Annotated in this window: 18 protein-coding genes and 2 pseudogenes; 8 read left to right on the forward strand and 12 right to left on the reverse strand. The window is 36.0% G+C overall.

Annotated features, from left to right (window positions below; genetic code table 11):
* Positions 1-33 precede the first annotated feature (33 nt).
* Genes nusA through ubiA form a run of 4 tightly spaced genes read left to right on the forward strand, consistent with a single transcriptional unit; the run spans position 34 to position 5,199 of the window.
* Entirely contained in the window at positions 34-1,596 is a 1,563-nt protein-coding gene (gene nusA, locus AAGD79_RS05335) for a transcription termination factor NusA (protein ID WP_341811644.1), read from the forward strand.
* A 9-nt stretch (positions 1,597-1,605) separates the two neighbouring features.
* Positions 1,606-3,930 carry a translation initiation factor IF-2 gene (gene infB, locus AAGD79_RS05340; protein ID WP_341811250.1) on the forward strand — a complete coding sequence of 775 codons (2,325 nt, stop codon included), beginning with the start codon at positions 1,606-1,608 and terminating at the stop codon, positions 3,928-3,930.
* A gap of 9 nt (positions 3,931-3,939) precedes the next feature.
* Positions 3,940-4,338: a ribosome-binding factor A gene (locus AAGD79_RS05345; RefSeq protein ID WP_038249615.1), complete on the forward strand. Its 399-nt coding sequence runs from the start codon at positions 3,940-3,942 to the stop codon at positions 4,336-4,338.
* A 3-nt stretch (positions 4,339-4,341) separates the two neighbouring features.
* Complete coding sequence (ubiA, locus tag AAGD79_RS05350; protein WP_182366339.1) at positions 4,342-5,199, forward strand: 4-hydroxybenzoate octaprenyltransferase; 858 nt, start codon at positions 4,342-4,344, stop codon at positions 5,197-5,199.
* A 785-nt stretch (positions 5,200-5,984) separates the two neighbouring features.
* Here the strand turns inward: ubiA and AAGD79_RS05355 are convergent.
* The 3 genes from AAGD79_RS05355 to AAGD79_RS05365 form a co-directional block, all read right to left on the reverse strand.
* The gene (locus AAGD79_RS05355; RefSeq protein WP_341811251.1) at positions 5,985-7,463 is read right to left on the reverse strand and encodes a UbiD family decarboxylase; all 1,479 of its coding nucleotides are present in this window, start codon (positions 7,461-7,463) and stop codon (positions 5,985-5,987) included.
* 87 nt (positions 7,464-7,550) lie between these two features.
* Entirely contained in the window at positions 7,551-8,630 is a 1,080-nt protein-coding gene (locus AAGD79_RS05360) for a Fic family protein (RefSeq protein ID WP_341811252.1), read from the reverse strand.
* A gap of 10 nt (positions 8,631-8,640) precedes the next feature.
* Positions 8,641-8,793, reverse strand: coding sequence for a hypothetical protein (locus AAGD79_RS05365; protein WP_007548541.1), 153 nt, complete (start codon positions 8,791-8,793; stop codon positions 8,641-8,643).
* A gap of 256 nt (positions 8,794-9,049) precedes the next feature.
* Between AAGD79_RS05365 and AAGD79_RS05370 the strand changes: the two genes are divergently transcribed.
* The 4 genes from AAGD79_RS05370 (at position 9,050) to AAGD79_RS05385 (ending at position 11,656) form a co-directional block, all read left to right on the forward strand.
* Positions 9,050-9,808, forward strand: coding sequence for a DsbA family protein (locus tag AAGD79_RS05370; RefSeq protein WP_341811253.1), 759 nt, complete (start codon positions 9,050-9,052; stop codon positions 9,806-9,808).
* Between the two features lie 191 nt (positions 9,809-9,999).
* Positions 10,000-10,596 (forward strand): TIGR02217 family protein, encoded by a 597-nt coding sequence (locus tag AAGD79_RS05375; protein WP_138265061.1) that lies wholly within the window; start codon positions 10,000-10,002, stop codon positions 10,594-10,596.
* 199 nt (positions 10,597-10,795) lie between these two features.
* Positions 10,796-11,176, forward strand: a complete 381-nt coding sequence (locus tag AAGD79_RS05380) for a helix-turn-helix domain-containing protein (protein WP_007549224.1) — start codon at positions 10,796-10,798, stop codon at positions 11,174-11,176.
* 42 nt (positions 11,177-11,218) lie between these two features.
* Positions 11,219-11,656: an IS630 family transposase gene (locus AAGD79_RS05385; protein ID WP_341811146.1), complete on the forward strand. Its 438-nt coding sequence runs from the start codon at positions 11,219-11,221 to the stop codon at positions 11,654-11,656.
* A gap of 28 nt (positions 11,657-11,684) precedes the next feature.
* Here the strand turns inward: AAGD79_RS05385 and AAGD79_RS05390 are convergent.
* From AAGD79_RS05390 to metC, 9 genes and pseudogenes are all read right to left on the reverse strand, one after another.
* Positions 11,685-12,068: pseudogene (locus AAGD79_RS05390) on the reverse strand (DUF6444 domain-containing protein); the annotation flags it as partial.
* 205 nt (positions 12,069-12,273) lie between these two features.
* Positions 12,274-14,547: a polyribonucleotide nucleotidyltransferase gene (gene pnp / locus AAGD79_RS05395; protein ID WP_341811254.1), complete on the reverse strand. Its 2,274-nt coding sequence runs from the start codon at positions 14,545-14,547 to the stop codon at positions 12,274-12,276.
* 14 nt (positions 14,548-14,561) lie between these two features.
* Positions 14,562-14,834: a 30S ribosomal protein S15 gene (rpsO, locus tag AAGD79_RS05400; protein ID WP_006279944.1), complete on the reverse strand. Its 273-nt coding sequence runs from the start codon at positions 14,832-14,834 to the stop codon at positions 14,562-14,564.
* A 12-nt stretch (positions 14,835-14,846) separates the two neighbouring features.
* Positions 14,847-15,185, reverse strand: coding sequence for a hypothetical protein (locus AAGD79_RS05405; protein WP_341811255.1), 339 nt, complete (start codon positions 15,183-15,185; stop codon positions 14,847-14,849).
* Positions 15,186-15,192: 7 nt separating this feature from the next.
* Positions 15,193-15,600 (reverse strand): transposase, encoded by a 408-nt coding sequence (locus AAGD79_RS05410; RefSeq protein WP_007548764.1) that lies wholly within the window; start codon positions 15,598-15,600, stop codon positions 15,193-15,195.
* Positions 15,601-15,619: 19 nt separating this feature from the next.
* A complete protein-coding gene (locus tag AAGD79_RS05415) occupies positions 15,620-15,820 on the reverse strand; it encodes a hypothetical protein (RefSeq protein ID WP_010082383.1) in 201 nt (66 codons plus the stop codon).
* Positions 15,804-16,133, reverse strand: coding sequence for a transposase (locus AAGD79_RS05420; RefSeq protein ID WP_007548762.1), 330 nt, complete (start codon positions 16,131-16,133; stop codon positions 15,804-15,806). The genes AAGD79_RS05415 and AAGD79_RS05420 overlap by 17 nt, the downstream gene beginning before the upstream one ends.
* Positions 16,134-16,298: 165 nt before the next feature.
* Positions 16,299-17,846 (reverse strand): UDP-N-acetylmuramoyl-L-alanyl-D-glutamate--2,6-diaminopimelate ligase, encoded by a 1,548-nt coding sequence (locus AAGD79_RS05425; protein WP_341811256.1) that lies wholly within the window; start codon positions 17,844-17,846, stop codon positions 16,299-16,301.
* Positions 17,821-19,054: pseudogene (metC, locus tag AAGD79_RS05430) on the reverse strand (cystathionine beta-lyase). The gene AAGD79_RS05425 and the pseudogene metC overlap by 26 nt, the downstream one beginning before the upstream one ends.

The raw sequence follows: 19,054 nt of genomic DNA on the forward strand, positions 1-19,054 counted from the left end.
TAATTATAACTAATTACATTGGATTTATTTATTATGATTGCTAATCGTAAAAGCAGTGTTAAGCAGAAAAGTAACAAGAATAACATAGTTGGAAGCCTTGATGTAATAAAAACAGCAGGAGAGCTTTCACTTCAAAAAGGTTTAGATTTTGATGTTGTAATAAAGGCACTAGAAAGTGCTATAGAAGCAGTGGCTCATCAAAAATATGGTAGCAAAAGTAAAATTGTAGTTGATATAGATAGAAACACAGGCAAAGTTACTTCATATAGAAAACTAAAAGTTATTGATGATGAATCAAATGAAAAAGAGAATACCGAGTATGAATCAATTACGCTTACACAAGCTAAATTAATAAAAGGAGATGCAAAAGTTGGAGATACTGTTAGTGAATTACTCTCTCTTAACACTGATCTTGCTTCAGCAAGAATTGCCCAGCAAAAGATTGCTCAAATAATTAAAGATGAAGAGTCAAAAAAGCAATATGAGGAATTTAAAGATAAGGTGGGAGAAATAAGGTATGGTATTGTTAAACAAGTAGAATATTCAGATCTTATTATAGACATAAATGGCACTAGGGCATATCTTCCATTGCGAAATTTAACTGGTGGTGAATCATTTCGTGAAGGTGATAAGGTTAAAGCTTACATACAGACTGTTAAGCGCTCTGATGATGGACGTCAAATTATTCTTTCTAGGACTCATGAAGGCTTTTTGGAGGCATTATTAAATCAAGAAATACCAGAAATTGCTGACGGATTAGTGACAATTAAAGGTATAGCTAGAGATGCTGGTTCAAGGTCTAAGGTTGCCGTTTTCTCTCCCGACAAGAACATTGATCCAGTAGGTGCTTGTGTTGGAGTTAAGGGAGATAGAATAAAAACTATTATACACGAATTAAATGGTGAAAAAATTGACGTTATAAATTACTCCTCAGATTTGGGTCAATTTGTTATTAAAGCCATTACTCCTGCAGAAGTATCGAAGGTTATTATTGATGAAAATGAAAATTGCATAGAGTTAATAGTTGCTGAAGATCAATTGAGTTTAGCGATAGGAAAAAAGGGCCAGAATGTAAGATTAGCTTCAGAGCTTGTTGGATGGAAAATTGAGATATTAAGCACTCAGCAAGAATCAGAAAGGCGAAGTAAAGAACTTAGTCAATGTTCAGCTTTATTTGCTGAAGCTTTAAACTTAGAAGAGATTATGGGTCAGCTATTGGTAACAGAAGGTTTTTCAAGTGTAGAAGACATATCTAGCGCTTCAATTAAAGAGCTTGCTTCAATAGAGGGCTTTAATGAAGATATTGCAAACGAACTTCACAATAGAGCAAATAAGTACCTGAAAGCAGAAAATGATAGAAAAATAGAAGAGCTAAAAAGTTTAGGTATGGAGGATGATGTAATCAATTTAACTTTATCAATAGACAATAAAATTGCTCTTAGTAAGCATGATATTAAGACTTTAGAGGACATAGCAGATTTATCAAGTTATGAGTTTTGCAGCATACTCTCTTCCTCATCCGATAGCAAAGAAGATCTAAAAGATACAGTAGATTCAATAATCATAGAAGCACGTAAAAAGCTTGGATTAATATAATAAAATAATATGAATAATGAAGATATCAGTGATAAAAAATTAACGCTCCAAGGTTTAAGCAAGCTTAAATTAGACCTCAATTTAAACTCTTCAGCTAGCCCAAGTACTGGAGCTACAGTAGTAAAAAAAAGAAGAAAAAAATCTCATGATGCAGAAGAACATAATTTATTTGACGAGAGTAAATTAGGTTCTTTAACAGAGAAAGAACAAATTTTTCGCATTAATGCTGTGCAGAATGCTGCTTTGCTGAAAGAAAGAAATCAGAGAGAAGAAAAAGAGAAAACAGCAAAAGAAGACAGCAATAAAGAGATTGACGAGAAAAATGAAGCGGACGCTTTATCTAAGGAAATAAATAAGCAAGTTTTAAGTAATACCCACTTAGTTGAACCAAAAGAAGATAGTATTGACCATGAGGACAACGATAAAAAGTCTTTTAAAGTCAACAAAGATATATATTCTAAGCATTCTAAACTGGTAATTGCACAGGCAATAGATGAAAAAACTGAACAACCCCCTGTATTTAAGCAAAGGTTTGGTATAAGAGGTAGAAAGTCAAAGTTTACTAAGGGTAAAAATATATCAAGAGAAGTTATTATACCAGACAAAATAACTATCAGGGAGTTATCTATTCGCATGGCAGAAGATAGCAAGAGTGTGCTAAAAATGTTCAAAGAAGAAGTCGGTGAGAGTTATAGAGTAGATGATCTGGTGGATCCAGATATAGCATGTGAAATAGTGGAAAAATTTAATCATACGGCTAAACGAGTGAGCGATACCAACAGAGAAAAAGATTTATTTTTTATAGAAGGCAGAGAAAGCCTGCCTAAAAAACCTAAACCACCAATCGTCACTTTTATGGGACACGTCGATCATGGTAAAACCTCATTGCTCGATGCATTTCGTGAATCTAATGTTGCAGAAAGAGAGTCAGGTGGCATAACTCAACACATAGGTGCTTATCAAATAACGACAAAAGATAAGCAAAAAATTACCTTTATTGATACACCAGGACATGAAGCGTTCACTGCGATGCGTGCACGTGGTGCCAATATTACTAATATAGTTGTAATAGTAGTTGCAGCTGACGATGGAATCATGAAACAAACAGTTGAAGCAATAAATCATGCAAAAGCAGCAAATGTTTCTATTATAGTTGCTATTAATAAAATTGATAAATCTGAGCCTGGTGATGTGGAGAAAGTAATGAGTAGCTTACCTCAATATGATCTCATTCCTGAAGAGCTTGGTGGTGATGTTATGATTGTGCCAGTATCAGCAAAAAAGAAAACTAATTTAGATAAACTAGAAGAGACGATTTTGTTAATCGCTGAATTAATGAAGCTAGAAGCAATAGAAGATTGTCGAGCACTTGGATGGGTAATAGAATCCAAAATAGATAAAGCGAAAGGAATATCAGCTACATTGATAGTTGAGGAAGGAACGTTAAAGGTTGGTGATATATTGGTAGTTGGTACAACATACAGTAAAGTACGTAGTATGGTTAATCACCTTGGTCAAAGAGAAAAAGCAGCACTACCCTCTGCTCCAATTGAAATTACTGGTCTAAATGGTGTACCAAATGCTGGAGATAAATTTGTTGTTGTAAATTCTGAAAAGCAGGCACGTGAAATTATTGAACATAGGTTAGAGTTAATCAAGAAAAAAGAAGAAAATTTAGATGAGGATGATTTAGATATATTCAGCCGTAATAACAGTGAAATAGAAGAACTATCTGTAGTTTTAAAGTGCGATGTAACTGGTTCTATTGAAGCAATATCAAGTTCAATTGATAAACTCGGTAAAGATCAAGTGAAATTAAATATCCTACACAAAGCAGTAGGAGGGATAACAGATTCAGATGTGCTGCTTGCAGAAGCATCAAGTGCAGTAATTTTAGCTTTTAATGTAAAAGTGGACTCAAAAATAAGGGACTTGGCAAAACAAAAAGGTATAGAAATACATACTTATAACATAATATACGAGCTCATTGACGACATGAGAATGTATTTAACTAAAATGTTAAAGCCTGTTACACGAGAGGTTCGTGTTGGTTCTGCATCTGTAAGGCAAATATTTAATGTATCTAAAGCTGGTAATATCATTGGATGTTATGTAAGTGATGGAGTCATAAAAAAAGATTCTTTAATTAAGGTAGTGCGTGGTGGCAAATTGGTGCATAAAGGAAAGTTAAAAGCACTACGTAGATTTAAAGATGATGTTAAAGAAGTAGGTGTAAACTTTGAATGCGGAGTATCACTAGAGGGTAATGTCGATATTAAAGTTGGAGATATTTTGGAAGCTTATCAATTAGTGCAAGAAGAAAGGGTGTTATAGTAGCTGGATATGAAAAAGGAAATTAGAAACCTAAAGATAGCATCGGTATTGCATAGAGCAATATCAAGAATTCTAATGGAAGGTAAGGTGTTCAATAAAAATGTAGCGGTATCTGACGTAAAATTAAGTAAAGATTTGAAAAAAGCAGATGTATATATTGTGTTATCTTCATTGAATATTCAAGTAGCTGACTACTTAGATCCAGAAAAAAGACGCACTGGAGATCCTTCTGAGAATAATTGTGATATTAATACTGTTGTTAATGAAATGAACCAATCTGCATGGTCAATACGTAAATCTATATTGTGTTATGTTGATTTGCGATTTATACCTGAACTAGTTTTCAAGCCTGACTTAGCGTTCGATAATTTTGTTAATGTAAGCAAAATATTACATAATCACACTTAATTAATGTATTTCAACCATTACTTTTCATTAATGAGGTTGCACAGTTTAACAGGTTTGTGGCTTGTGCTATTTCCCAGTTTGAGCGGTATTCTTTTAGCCTCAACTTCTCTATCATATCAGGCTCTTTTTCTCCTTGTTTTGTTTACTATAGGTGCATTTTTAATGAGACCCGCAGGGTGCATAATCAATGATATCTTCGATAGAAAAATAGATGCGCACGTTGAACGAACAAAATATAGGCCACTTGCAAGTGGTGCATTAAACATAAAGCAGGCTTTAGCTTTACTTTCACTGTTACTGTCTATTGCCCTGGTAATCTTATTATTAACTAATAAAACTACACTTATACTTGGAATAATCTCAATGTGTATGATAGCTACTTACCCTTTATTAAAGCGGTATGTTTGGTGGCCACAATTGTTCTTAGGGTTTACCTTCAATATGGGATCGCTCATGGGCTCAGCAGCAATAACAAACCAGATCAGTATAGAATCCTTGCTGTTTTATATAGGATGCGTCTTTTGGACACTTAGCTATGACACCATATATGCCCATCAAGATAAAAAAGATGATGAAAAACTCGGGATGAAATCTACCGCATTATATTTTGGTGATACAACAAAATCTTGGTTGAAAAGATTTTATTTAATATCTCTTATGACGTGGCTATATGCTGGTATCTTATCATCATTAAATAACATTTTTTATATTGCTCTACTTGCTGTAGGGTTCATATTTCACCGCCAATACAAAAATTTCAATCCTGACGATCCCAGTCAATGCATGTCCATATTTAAAAATAACTCCTACGTAGGGTTGCTGCTCTTTTTCGGCATTCTTTTAGATAGAATTATCACCTAGGTCTCAAGAGTTTCGGCTCTAATGAAATCAATAGACTCAGGTACTCGCAGAAACGAAAATTGCTTGACACCCTTCGCCAGCCCTCTTATCATGAAACTGAAGCTATTGTATTTGCTTTCGCCAATCTGCAGATTAAAAGGTAAGGATTACTTAATGTATCGGCGTCTTATGTTCAATTTTTTGCAGTATATAGATACTGTATGTCTTTACAAAACTTCATCTATATCTAGATTTTTATCTAAATAAGCTGAACGCGCTTATAAAGCGTTACAAGACATCAAAAAATGCCAATACTCGACAGAGATAGTAAAAGACTAGCTAACTCGGGGATTCTTTGTCTTTTTTTCTGCTTAGTAAATTTCTTAAACATTTGCAGCGTAAGTTAGTTGCAATTAAAAGCGGCTGAATCTCGCTTGTCAAGCGTTTAAAACATAAAAAACGCCAATATTTTAAAGCGGATAATAACCCCAGGGCTTCTTTTGCCTTTTTTTTCATTTGGTAAATTTCTTAATATTTACAGCTAAACAACAACCGTCATCCCTAAGTATCCCGCTGCTTGTTAGCGGCTGAGATACCGCGAATGAATCGCGGTATGACGGTTCGCGGCAGGATGACGATAAGCTCGTCATCCCACTACTTGTTAGCGGCTAAGAGATACCGCGGCGGTATAGCTATAGGATGACAAAAAAAGGGCACTGTGACGAACTTAAATCACAATTATCAGTTAATGCTAATTACGGCATTATAAAAAACGCCAAACTTTTTTCTGCTTTTATGCAAGAAGTCTAGTCCATATATTCCTTCCACTTTTCCGTGACTTTTCTTACTATTTCCTCACTCATTTTAATTTTCTTTCCCCATTCTCGTTTGGTTTCAGGCGGGATTTTATTTGTCGCATCAAATCCCATTTTACCTCCAAGTCCACTTTCAGGGGAAGCAAAGTCTAAATAATCAATAGGTGTATTTTCTATCATGATTGTATCACGCACAGGGTCCATCCTCGTTGACATTGCCCACATTACTTCCTTCCAATCACGTACATTTATATCATTATCAACAACGATAATAAACTTCGTGTATAAAAACTGCTTTAGAAAAGAAAGTATGCCCATAACAATTCTTTTTGCCTGCCCTGGATAGGATTTTTTTATCGACACTACCGCTATTCTATATGAGCAACCTTCCGGTGGCAGATAAAAGTCCACTATCTCTGGAAATTGATTGATAAGAATGGGCACAAAAATTTCGTTGAGTGCTTCACCAAGAATCGATGGTTCATCAGGTGGCTTGCCAGTGAAAGTGCTGAGATAAATTGGATTTTTGCGCATAGTAATTGCAGTAATATTAAATTCAGGAAATTGCTCAACAGAATTATAGTAACCGGTGTGGTCTCCGTATGGCCCTTCGTCTTGATAGCTATCCAAACTCACATAGCCTTCCAGAACGATTTCCGCGTGAGCTGGTACTTGAAGTGGAACAGTCTTACAATTTACAAGTTCAAGCGGTTTTTTGCGCAGCAACCCAGCAAATTGGTATTCTGACAATGTTTCTGGCACTGGAGTTACCGCAGCAATAATCGTTGCAGGATCACTACCGATCACAGCAGCAGCAGGAAATTTCATATTTTGTTCCTTCTCTTTCCATCGTTTATGGTGACCTGCTCCTCCACGATGCGCAAGCCAACGCATTAGAGTTGTTTTTTTATCTATGACCTGCATACGATATATTCCAAGATTGAAATTATCTTGTTTGTCTTTCGTAGGTCCTTTTGTCACCACAATCGGCCAGGTGATAAGTGGTGCAGGTTCATTTGGCCAGCATGTTTGAATGGGCAGTAGACTTAGGTCCACTTCATCTCCGGTTAGCACTACCTCTTGACATGGAGCCTTGCTCACGACTTTACTTCGCATCGATAACACGACTTTCAACAAAGGAAACATTTTTATAGCATCCTTAAAGTTTTTTGGCGGCTCAGGTGATTGCAAAAATGCTAAAAGTTTACCAAGATCTCTTAGTTCATCAGGATTTATGTTCAACCCCAATGCAATCCTCTTAACAGTACCAAATAAATTCACCAAAACTGGAATCGAATTTTTGCCATTTTCTGTGATAACATTTTCAAAAATGATCGCTGGCCCTTTGCTTGACAAAACTCTGCGATGAATTTCTGTCATTTCAAGAACTGTTGAAACTTCCTCCTTAATCCTAATCAGATCTTTTTTTTCTTCTAAGGCTTTGATGAAGTCGCGTAAGTTGTTGTACATATTCCAGTTTTTAAAATTTTAAGTTTATATCTAGTTTTCAAGCACTTTATTGAAATTTGACCTATGCACTGTCTAGCGAGCTTTCAGTTAATTTGAGATCAAATCTTCATATTGCTTACTAAGTTTGTATTTCCTTCCTCTATTGGAAAAATCTACAATCTCGATAAACCCCATTTCCACCCACTTTTTACAAAGTTGCGCACTAGTACGAGGCTTAAAATTAAATAGTTCGCCAACCTGACTAGCTGTAATAGCGGAAAACTCCTGGAAGAGCTCAAGAGCTTTGCGTTGTTTAGGATCAAGTTTACGTATAAGATCAGTCTGATCAGTGTGGTATTCTTCTTCATTTATACGTTGTAAAACGTTCTCAAATGAATTTGCCATACCTTCTACGAAATACTCCACCCACTTAGTAATATCTGCTTCAGCTCGTCCCATGTAATAGTTGTGCGATGGACCTATACTGATTGCTTCATAATACGCTCCTAGATTCTTAGCATAATATTCTTCCAATGAATAAAGTCCTTTTAGGTCATACCCACCAAGGTGTAAAATTAATGTAGTCAACAATCTTGCAGTACGACCATTACCGTCATAGTAAGGGTGAATTGTTACAAATTGATAATGAGCAATACCTGCAATAATTGGGTAAGGCACTTGTTCACTGTCACGAATCCAACCAATCATACTGCTCATGAGCTTTGGTACATCTTTTGCTTCTGGTGGCATATAAATTATTGCACGTGTACGGCTATCACGAATAACGTTTTGACCATCTCGATAAGGTGTTGGCTTCACTTTAGATTTTCCACTTGCCATTACTAGGGCATGAAGCGTTTGAATGGCTTTCTCAGTAATGGGTATTCTCCTTGCTGCCCATTGTTCAACTTGAGTTAAAGCTGCATAATATCCTTTAACCTCATTTTCATCTCTCCTATATTTTGGAAAGTGGCTTTTACCACTTAAAACCTCTTCAATCTGTTTAGGTTCAAGTCGATTTCCTTCAATCATAGTAGAATAGTGTGTGGTATAAAGCCGTGCAGTTTCACGAAGAGACAAAAGCATTGATACAGTGAGCGGCAAATGTAACACTTTTTCTTTTGCTGCTTCAATCCTTATAAGACAACTAGCAATTTTAGAAGTAATCGTATAATTCGGCATCGGCATAATATCTGCATTACATTACTTCTATATTATGCTGATAAAATGCAGATAATACAACATTTACACGACGCCGACCATAAACAGCAATAAATTCGGCTGATTGAGAAAGAAGTTTGTCTTGTAGAATAGCTATTTCTTTTTCTCTGCCAATTATTGGTTCACTCATATGTTTATTCCGCGGAAAATTATACACAGCGGAAACAACTTAAATCTACGCTCCGCGCGCCTCTGCTACCAAGTCTTCTGATGAACTTTGTGGTAATGTGCTTGAGTTTTATTGTGTAAAGTTTGCATTTGAGGCAAAACTGGTTATAAAATACACTTGATACAAATGTTTTTATATATTAACATTAGATGCTTCTTTTAATATACAGATAAATGTGTACTAAAAGTTTTATGTTGTAGGTTTTTAAATAAATTGTATGTCTAGAATATCGTTTTTATTAATTTTAATAATAGCAATAGCAAGCTTGCCGATAATAAACAATTGGCTTTCAAATCGCAGCCAAATGCTAAACGATGATTATATAGGTGAGAAATTAGATAATTATATAAGCAGAAATTTTGATAAGATCGTAAAAACTCTCAAAGAGGAGTCGATTAAAAGTAGTTACGCTGCTCGAGATAATGTAACCAAAAGTAAAATTTCACAATACAAGGATCAAATATTTGACCTTACTTATCCTTACTCCGGAAATGAAAATAGTAGTGTTATAGCTGTAGGCTTCCTTGACTATTCTTGTGGACATTGCAAAGCTATAAAGAATGATATAAAGCAGTTAATTAACGACGGCAAAATTAAGTATATCTTTAGGGATGCTCCAATACTTGGTAACGCTTCTTTAAAGGCAGCAAAAAGTGCTTTAGCTGTCTATTTTCTCGATAAAGAAAAATATTTCGATTTTCACCATGCTGCTTTAAGTCACAAAGGAGAATTTTCAGACGAAAGCATATTGGATATAGTGAAAAACATAGGGATTGATGAGGACGATTTTAATGATTCCATAAAAGATAACGCGGAAAAAATTGAGCAAATGATAAACAACAGTAGGCTTCTAGTAAGAGATTTGGGAGTAGGTGGTACACCTTTTTTAATAATTGGAGATAGCCTGTTTGTAGGAGCAACTGATTTGAATGTATTACGCAAAAAAGTAGATGAATTAAGTCACAAGCAAGGCTAGTTACAGTTTGCCATAAAATTTTATTTTTTTTGCTTGACAACTCAAATGAACCTGAGTATAGTAACTGTGGGTGTGACAGCAGTTTAACTCAGTGGTCTCACCCACTTTCCATAGCGTCATTTGCTATGTAAAACGCTTTCAAATTACAACATTTTCTTCAACTAAACTATTTTACTTTCACAGGAGGACATATGTCATTCACAGAAATTAGATTTCCAGAAAATATATCTTATGGTTCCACTGGAGGACCGGAATTTTCTACTGACGTTGTAACAACTCACAATGGTTGTGAACAGCGCAACATCAATTGGTCTCATGCACGCACTAGATACAACATAGCTTACGGGGTCAGATCAAACGAGCAGCTACTAGAACTAATAACATTTTTTCATGCACGAAAAGGTAAAGCAATAGGGTTTCGTTTTAAGGATTGGTCGGATTTTATAGCCATCAACCAAGAGATTGGTATAGGAGATAACAAAAAAACGACTTTTCAGCTAATCAAAACTTATGTAAGTGGGGAAGATAAGCATATACGTATGATCAAAAAGCCAGTACATGGGACAGTAAAGATTTATTTAAATGGTAAAGAAGAGAGTGAATATTCAGTAAATTATTCAACGGGAGAAATAACATTCATGAAACCGCCAGTAAAAGATGCAATAATCACTGCGAGCTTCGAATTTGATGTGCCCGTGCGCTTTGATACAGATTACTTAAACGCTTCTATTGATGACTATGGAAGCAATAGCTGGAATAATATCCCCTTGGTGGAAGTGAAATTTTAGTTATAAGCGAGCATAGATCCACATCATAGTAGGGCTACTAGTCTACCATAAATTGAAAAATTAAGCACCACTGAGGCTCTATACCTAAATGAGCCTCAGTATATGCAATTATTTTAAACTTTATCACCAGCTATATATAGCTCTTTCCATAAAAGTCCGGATGTGATAGGATAAGGGTAGATGATGATAAGGAGGTTGAATGCCAGCAGCATATAGTTATGATTTAAGAAAAAAAGCAATGGAAGCGCTAGACGAAGGAGAAAGCAGAGAAACAGTGGCAGCAAGATTTAAGATTGGACGAACTACTTTATGGGAGTGGCAGCAAAGAAGAAAAGAAACAGGAGACTTTCAATCAAAAAAACTTGGAAATGGGGGTTACAATCACAAAATCACCGACTGGGATACCTTTGCCAAATTTGCCAGAGAACACGGAGGAAAGACTCTATCGGAAATGGCTAAACTTTGGAACAACGTTAGTATCCAAACGATCTATCGAGCCCTTAAAAAAATTGGATTTACGCGCAAAAAAAGACATATGGATACAAGGAAAGAAACGAAGAAAAACGTGCTGAATTTTTGAAAATTATAGCGACAAAAGAACCTAAAAACTTAGTGTATATAGATGAGTCTGGCATTGATAACACCGAAGACTACCCCCTACGGATATTGCCAGAAAGGACAGCGGTTTTATGCCTTAAAATCTGGAAAGAAAACTCAACGAATCAGTATGGTTGCAGCCTTAAGTGGAAGAAAGATAGTTGTTCCGTTAACCTTTGAAGGCCACTGTAATATGGATGTTTTTAATGGATGGTTTGAGCAATTTTTGACACCGATCTTGGAACCTGGACAGACTGTCATTCTTGACAATGCTACTTTTCATAAGTCTGATAAGATTATCGAGCTTGCTAAAGGGGTTGGTGCAGAAATTTTGTATCTGCCGCCTTATTCTCCAGATTTCAACAAAATTGAGCATCATTGGTTTGCTATAAAAAACAGAGCCAGGAAAAACATTCCTCTATTCGAATCCTTTCGTCGTGCTGTTGATTCTGCCTTCCTATGACCTGTTCGGACTATTATGAGAAATGCTATACTACATAAGGCCTAATTTCCGGAAGATCAACTTTTTGGTGAACATAAGGTTTTTCGCATATTACAAGCTCTCCTCCGCATTCGCAAATATTAGGCAACTCTATTTTTACTACTTTATCCGCTTCCATTGTGGCATGAAAATTTCCTTTATGCCCAACCTGATCGCCAACATTCCTTTCGCTTTTTGGCTTGTCCTTTTTTATTTTGTATAGCTCTTTTGAGCTGGGCAGGGATGAGCTTTTTGAATTTAAACCGAGCCTTTCCTTTAATTCAGCGTTCTCTATCTTTAAAGCTTTATTTTCTGCTTTTAAGTTTTCTATCTCTGCTTTCAGTTTTTCTATTTTTTGCTGTAAATTTTTGCAAAGTTCTAAAAGGTTTACCACATTACCTCACTTTTGCTCTATGATTATCTTTTTAGATCACTTTGTCTACCTTATTCTACCACTCCGCTGAACGGATACCTTGGGTTAGCTATAGCTAACACCACAATTGTACTAACATTGTGATTTGAGAACAACCTTCACCAGAAAGGGTGTCATTCCAGTGTTAAGCACTGGAATGACGAGAGGTAACGCAAGAAGTTTACTCTTAATAAAAACCTGATGATGAATCATTATTACCAAATTTCGGCCTATTTCTGTTGCTGAAACCAGAACGAGGACGAGGAGGCCTCTTATGGTGACTTCCTCCAGGTTTTCTACTAAATGAATTATTGTAATAATTATCCCTGTCATTTGGACCATCTTTCCTTTCCTCGTTGTAAAGCTCACCTTCAAAAAACTCTCCCGTCTCTTGGTCAACCCGACGTCTTGACAACTTTGGACACCCACCTTTTTCGAAGTCAATTACTAGTGCTTTGAAAGTATCATCTTGTTTAAGTACGCTCTCTATAGAATCTATATGTTCATTAGCTACTTCACTTATGTGCATTTTTCCTTTTCTGCCATTAAGAAATTCAAGCTCTACAATAGACTTCTCTATTCTTACAACCTTGACATCAACTATAGAACCTTGTTCTAGTTCTGTTATTGAATCAATCATCATACTCTTTGCAATTTCAGCTTCAGTGCCACTCGTAGCAAAAACAGAAACTTTACCATCATCTCCTATTTCAATTTTTGCATTACTTCTTTCACACACACTGCGTATATTTTTCCCCTTAGAACCTATAGCAGCAGAAATTTTGTCTTTATCTATGTAAAATGATAACATCCTTGGTGCATGGTCTTTGACATCATCACTGTGTTCTGAAATCACTGCATTCATTTTTTCTAAAATATGTAATCTTCCAGCTTTTGCCTGTTCTAAAGATTTTTCAACAATTTCAAAGCTTATACCAGAAATTTTCATGTCCATTTGTAGCGCCGTAACCCCTTCACTAGTTCCTGCTACTTTAAAGTCCATATCACCAAGATAATCTTCATCACCAAGTATATCGGAAAGTATTACATACTCGTCTTTATCTTTGATGAGACCCATAGCAATTCCAGCAACAGGGGCCTTTATTGGCACACCCGTATCCATTAAAGCAAGAGAAGTCCCACAAACTGTTGCCATAGAAGAAGAACCATCAGACTCCAAAATTTCGGACACTACTCTTATTGTATAAGGAAATTCAGACTTACCGGGTAAAACAGGATGAATTGCTTTCCAAGCAAGTTTGCCATGACCGATTTCTCTTCTTCCTGGTGCACGCGCAGCAGAAGTTTCTCCAACAGCAAATGAGGGAAAGTTATAATGCAACATGAAATGCTCACGTCTATCCCCTTCAATATCATCCACAATTTGCTCATCTTGAGTGGTGCCAAGAGCAGTAACAACCAGTGCCTGAGTATTGCCTCTTGTAAATAGTGCAGAACCGTGAGTTTTGGACAGAATATCAACTTCAACTTCTATCTGACGTATCTCATCATGCTTACGACCGTCTATCCTTACACTTTTCTTCCTAATTATTTCACGTACTAAAGATCTTTCAAAGTTTTTTACTGCATACGTAATTAACTTTTCGTCTTTTCCAGTTTCTTTAAGAGTATTCAATATATTCTCTCTGATCGCTTCTAGAGCTTGAACTCGCTCTTGTTTTACTGTTTGCGAATATGCTTTTTCAAAATCTTTACCGTATTTTTCGAGCTCTTGTGTTATATCTGATGCATCAATAGGGGCAAAGCTCTCAGGTTTATTGCCAATTGTATCAGCAAACTCTTTTATGAGCTTAATGACAGGCTTAAGGTGTTCATGGCCAAATTTTATTGCATTAAAAACATTTTCTTCAGAGAGCTCTTTCACTTCTGATTCAACCATTAAAATTGAATTTTCATCACCAGACAAAAACAGATCCAAGCTGCTTGCTTTCATCTCTTGAACAGAAGGGTTGAGTATATAGTTATTATTTTCATCACAACCAACCATCACTCCAGCTATAGTAAAGTGAAAGGGAACACCAGAAATTGCAAGAGCTGCAACAGCACCAATCAATGCTGGCACTTCAGGAGGATTGACTGTATCATAAGTTAATAGATTGCACACCACACTAATTTCATCATGAAATCCTTCTGGGAATAGTGGTCTTATACTTCTATCTATTACTCTTGAGATTAAAGTTTCTCTATCAGATGGCTTGCCTTCTCTTTTAAAAAACCCGCCAGGGATCTTACCCATGGCATAGCTTTTTGCGATAAACTGCACATTTAAAGGTAGGAAATCAACGCTTTCTTCCTTCTTTTTACGTACAACAGTTACTAAAACAGAAGTATCACCGTAATTTACAACTACTGAACCATGAGCTTGGCGTGCTATTTTTCCTGTTTCTAAAGATAAGGCACGACCACCCCACTCTATAGATTTTTTTATAATTTTAAACATATTAAATTCCTCGATTATTTTCTAATGCCTAACTTCTCTATTAATTCCTGATAGGCTTCATTACCAAATTTACGCTTTATATAATTTAAGTGCTTGCGTCTTCTACCTATCAATATAAGTAAACCACGCTTAGAGTGATGGTCATGCTTGTGCACTTTAAAATGCTCAGTTAAGTTACTGATCCTCTCGGTCAAAATTGCACATTGTACAAAAGATGAGCCTGTATCATCTTCTTTAATTGCATATATATTTATCAAACTCTTTTTCTTTTCGGATGTTATCGACATCTAAACCTCATTTTAAATATTAAAAACACGAATAGGTTTCACACAACCATAAATAAAACTGCAGATTGCAATAGGTACACTACCCACCACCGTACAACAAATATCATGATTCTTTAAATTACGCAAGTTATTTAATACAACTTCCTGACCTTTTCTGATTTTCCCCGCATCTTCTAGGGAAATTTCAACTTTGAACATCGATTTTAAAGCCGATTCAATGGGGATGACGAAACTTTTTGTATTACTCCCTGTCACTCCATCATCTTCTGTCATCCCACCCCCTCTGTCATCCAAGTAGCTGACACTGGGGATGGCTTTGTTGCATCGCTCTTCGGATAGTAGGTAACGCACAATAAATTTATGAAGCTATCTCAAATTTAGCCATACCAATATCAGTGAACTTATTGAGCAAATAGCATTTAACAAGTAGTTCCTTCTCTCTATTTGTCTCAGATTTATTCCTAAAACTAAACCCGAATGTTTGTTTCAGTCGCGAGAAAAAACTTTCTATATAAGATCTTTTTCCATAACTCATCTCTTTTTTCCACTTCTTTATACCATCTTCATCATATGACTTTATGAGCTTGACTGCAGAATTTCTCTCAGCCATATAGTCTAACTTTGGATGCTCTGCTGCGTTGTTTTTCGGAGGAATTTTCGTTTTTATACCATATTGATTACACAGCTTATAGAGCTTTTCTCTGTCATATGCCCTATCTGCATATAGTACTTTTATGACATACTGAAAATCGACTTCTTTTAGCAAATCACAAGCTCCATAGTGATCAGCCGTTACTGTATTTTACAGCTATGGCTTTTTTGCTGTTTGTATTCAACATTACATGCAATTTTCTTGTCTGTTCATAGCTGCGATACTTTCTATCTTCGCTATTTTCTTTGCTATGACCAGGAGTGTTGTTGTATATACTAATTCCTGTACTGTCTATAGCAATTTCGATATCTTCCATATTATTTTCTGCAATCATTGATCTTAATATTGAGTTTCTTAAACCTTCTTGATGATTGTGAATAGCTGATAACTTGCAAATTTTTCCCAATTTGCTCAAGGTATCCTGCTATAAACCCAACTGTTTGCCTCAGGCCTATTCTAAATAAACAAGTTATTATGTGCACCAAAATTACAACTTTATCGCTATAAATATTGTTGCCACCTGGTATTTTTGGACCATTCTCGTACCACTTTTCTATGGCTTCGTTGATATAATGAAAAATATTTCCTCTTTTTTCTAGAAATTTGTTATATTCGCTATGGTTACTGACCCTCATTTTTTGTGGCATATTTTTTCTTTCAAGGTTAAATGGCTATTTTATAATGAATTTTGTCAGTAGCCACCAGATTTTTTCAGTTGCTATGCAACAAAGCCATCCCAGTGTCAAGCACTGGGATGACATCACTTTTGCTTCAATATTCGCACATTAGCGGAGGTAAGCCCATTGCGAAAATCAGTATGTTAAGGCATGATTTTTAATAACCTCAACATCGCTAAATTCAAAAGTTTGGTTGCCTATAATTTGAAATTTCTCATTTCCCTTTCCTGCAACTAGCAGAATCATACCCTCGTTATAGGCAATATCTACGCCTTTCTCTATAGCTTCTCTCCTACCTCCTATCTCCAGTGCATCAGGGCAATGTAGCAAAATATCGTGGCGAATTTTTGCCGGATCTTCATCACGCGAATTATCATCTGTAATTATTACTTTATCTGCATACATTTGTGCTATTTTGCCCATTTCTGAACGTTTCGTCTGATCGCGATTTCCACCGCATCCAAAAACTAGAATTATTTTTTTGTTGATATGCCATTTTAAAGACAATAGGGCTTGTTTAAGCGCACTTGGAGTATGAGCGTAATCCACGAATGCAAAAGGTTTCACTTTTTCCATTCTTCCTGGTGGAGAAACGAGTTTTTCTACGCATATTTCTCTGTAATTTAATCCAGATATACCAATTGCACATAGCAGATTATATGCTTGAAATTTTCCTAAAACTGGGAAAAATGTATTGTAAATTTGGTTATCAATTTTTACTGTAAGATGTTGACCATTAGGGGTTGATGTTTGCTCTAATAAAGTAATATCAGAGCCTTTTTTTCCATAAGTCACAACTTTATTACTGCGTTTTTCAGCTATTTTAAGCAATGCGCCGTATTCATCTATATCCGCATTTAAAATCGCTGTTTTTCCTTCTGGTAATACTTCGTAAAATAACCTTTTTTTAGTTTCTAAATATCCACCAAGACTTTTATGGTAATCTAAATGATCTTGCGAGAAATTAGTAAAAGCTGCAGCACTCAACTTTAATCCATGGATTCTGTATTGATCAATCCCATGACTTGATGATTCCAACACTAAGTGTTCTACACTTATACCACGCAATGTTGCGTAAAGGTCTTCTGCACCTGGAGTGGTAAGGCTGTTGCTATTACCTTTTCTGCCATTATTGATGCATGTTCCAAGTGTTCCAATAGACGCAGCATTATAGCCAGAGTTTTGCCAGATCTGGCGGCAAAATTCTACTACTGAAGTTTTACCATTTGTACCAGTTACAGCAGCAACATATTTGGGCTGTTTGAATTGATAAAACCTGCTGACTATTTCGCTGTATATTTCTTGAGGGTTTGGGTGTTCAAGCACTGCAAAGCTCGAAGTATCTGTCATTCCAGTGCGTGACACTGGAATCCAGTTTTTATTATACAATTGCCTAGTGTGCTCATTTGCAATTAAATTTTCTGGATCCAAGTAGTCAAGCACTGGGATGACATCTTTCTTGGCCCCTTGTATCATAACGTCTACACAGTTGTGTACGTAACACTGTGATTCAGTAGGAAGGATATGGATTCCAGTATCGCATGTTGCGTATTCTTTACTCCTTTCTGACACACAAACAAAAAGATAACCTTCCTTGACTCTCTTGGGATTACATGTAACGCCCTTGATTTCAATATCAAAGTTAACATCAATAATGTTATGCAGTAATTCTCTCAGTTTCATCTGCCAGCTTTGATATTCAAACATGGCAGTCTTGCTAGTGCAGCATTTAAATCAGAGATCAAATCCTCAGAATCTTCTAGTCCACAAAATATCCGCATGAAACTTCCACCATAATCTGAATTCATTACAGATCTTGACATAGATCTACGATCTATTGGTAATATCAAACTGTCGCACCCTCCCCAAGAAGCACCAATACTAAAAATTTTCATGTGATCAACCATGCAGCTTAGTTCTTCACATGAATATTCTCTACCCAATACTATACTGAATACGCCGCTTGCTCCTTTAAAGTAACTTTTCCATAATTCGTGTTGAGGATGGGAGGGAAGTGCTGGATATAAAACCTTTCTAACTTTTTGCTGTGCTTCTAGCCACTTTGCCACTTCCATTGCTGTATTTTGGTACTTTTTCATACGTGTGTGCAGTGTTCTTAGTCCCCTATGTGCAAGATAACAGTCGTGCGATTGAATGGTTACTCCATAATTTTTATAGCTCTCATAAAGCAATTTAAAAATTTCACCTTCAGCAATCATAGTCCCCATCAATAAATCTGAGTGACCGGCTAGATACTTTGTCACCGCATATAGTGCAACATCAACTCCATAATCAAGCGGCTTAAATAACAAAGGAGTGGCCCATGAATTGTCACAAACGGTCACAATTTTATGTTCCTTAGCAACTTTTACTATATGCTCTATATTCGAAATCTCAAACGTTACAGAACCAGGAGTCTCGATCATTATCAATGAAGTATTACTCTGAATTAAATCAGTTATATCCTGTGTTGGATCATAAAAAGTTACTTCTGTTCCTCTTTTTGGTAGCTCATTTTCTGCAAACCTCCTAAGCCTATAATAACTATTATCTTGAATTAAAACGTGCGAGCCTGCTTTAGCGAAAGTTAGAATAGCAAAAGTAAGTGCAAATAGTCCGGAAGGATAAATAAGCGCTTGTCCACTCCCTTCAATTTCAGCCAGTGCATTTGAAAGATAATGAACAGTAGGAGTACCAACATTACTGTAGCTATAATCCCTTGCAACACCATCATTGATTACATCGTATATACTTTCTCCATTTGCTGCATTTAAGTAGTCCTTGTAAGTAGGGAATAATATGGTAGAAGAATGATAAACTGGCGGGTTCATGGAACCTTTATAGTCATTAAATTTTCTTCCTGCTTTAACTAATATAGACTCTTCCTTCAC

It is taken from the genome of Wolbachia endosymbiont (group A) of Oxytorus armatus (genome assembly GCF_964027005.1).
In the GTDB taxonomy this organism is placed as follows: domain Bacteria; phylum Pseudomonadota; class Alphaproteobacteria; order Rickettsiales; family Anaplasmataceae; genus Wolbachia; species Wolbachia pipientis.

Excerpts from the sequence above, each read along its gene's own strand:
- nusA (WP_341811644.1), top strand. The coding sequence starts at position 34 with ATGATTGCTAATCGTAAAAGCAGTGTTAAGCAGAAAAGTAACAAGAAT.
- AAGD79_RS05420 (WP_007548762.1), bottom strand. The coding sequence starts at position 16,133 with ATGCCACAAAAAATGAGGGTCAGTAACCATAGCGAATATAACAAATTT.
- rpsO (WP_006279944.1), bottom strand. The coding sequence starts at position 14,834 with ATGTCGATAACATCCGAAAAGAAAAAGAGTTTGATAAATATATATGCA.
- ubiA (WP_182366339.1), top strand. The coding sequence starts at position 4,342 with ATGTATTTCAACCATTACTTTTCATTAATGAGGTTGCACAGTTTAACA.
- AAGD79_RS05370 (WP_341811253.1), top strand. The coding sequence starts at position 9,050 with ATGTCTAGAATATCGTTTTTATTAATTTTAATAATAGCAATAGCAAGC.
- AAGD79_RS05380 (WP_007549224.1), top strand. The coding sequence starts at position 10,796 with ATGCCAGCAGCATATAGTTATGATTTAAGAAAAAAAGCAATGGAAGCG.
- AAGD79_RS05385 (WP_341811146.1), top strand. The coding sequence starts at position 11,219 with ATGAGTCTGGCATTGATAACACCGAAGACTACCCCCTACGGATATTGC.
- AAGD79_RS05355 (WP_341811251.1), bottom strand. The coding sequence starts at position 7,463 with ATGTACAACAACTTACGCGACTTCATCAAAGCCTTAGAAGAAAAAAAA.
- AAGD79_RS05360 (WP_341811252.1), bottom strand. The coding sequence starts at position 8,630 with ATGCCGATGCCGAATTATACGATTACTTCTAAAATTGCTAGTTGTCTT.
- AAGD79_RS05365 (WP_007548541.1), bottom strand. The coding sequence starts at position 8,793 with ATGAGTGAACCAATAATTGGCAGAGAAAAAGAAATAGCTATTCTACAA.
- AAGD79_RS05375 (WP_138265061.1), top strand. The coding sequence starts at position 10,000 with ATGTCATTCACAGAAATTAGATTTCCAGAAAATATATCTTATGGTTCC.
- AAGD79_RS05345 (WP_038249615.1), top strand. The coding sequence starts at position 3,940 with ATGAAAAAGGAAATTAGAAACCTAAAGATAGCATCGGTATTGCATAGA.
- infB (WP_341811250.1), top strand. The coding sequence starts at position 1,606 with ATGAATAATGAAGATATCAGTGATAAAAAATTAACGCTCCAAGGTTTA.
- AAGD79_RS05425 (WP_341811256.1), bottom strand. The coding sequence starts at position 17,846 with ATGAAACTGAGAGAATTACTGCATAACATTATTGATGTTAACTTTGAT.
- AAGD79_RS05415 (WP_010082383.1), bottom strand. The coding sequence starts at position 15,820 with ATGATTGCAGAAAATAATATGGAAGATATCGAAATTGCTATAGACAGT.
- pnp (WP_341811254.1), bottom strand. The coding sequence starts at position 14,547 with ATGTTTAAAATTATAAAAAAATCTATAGAGTGGGGTGGTCGTGCCTTA.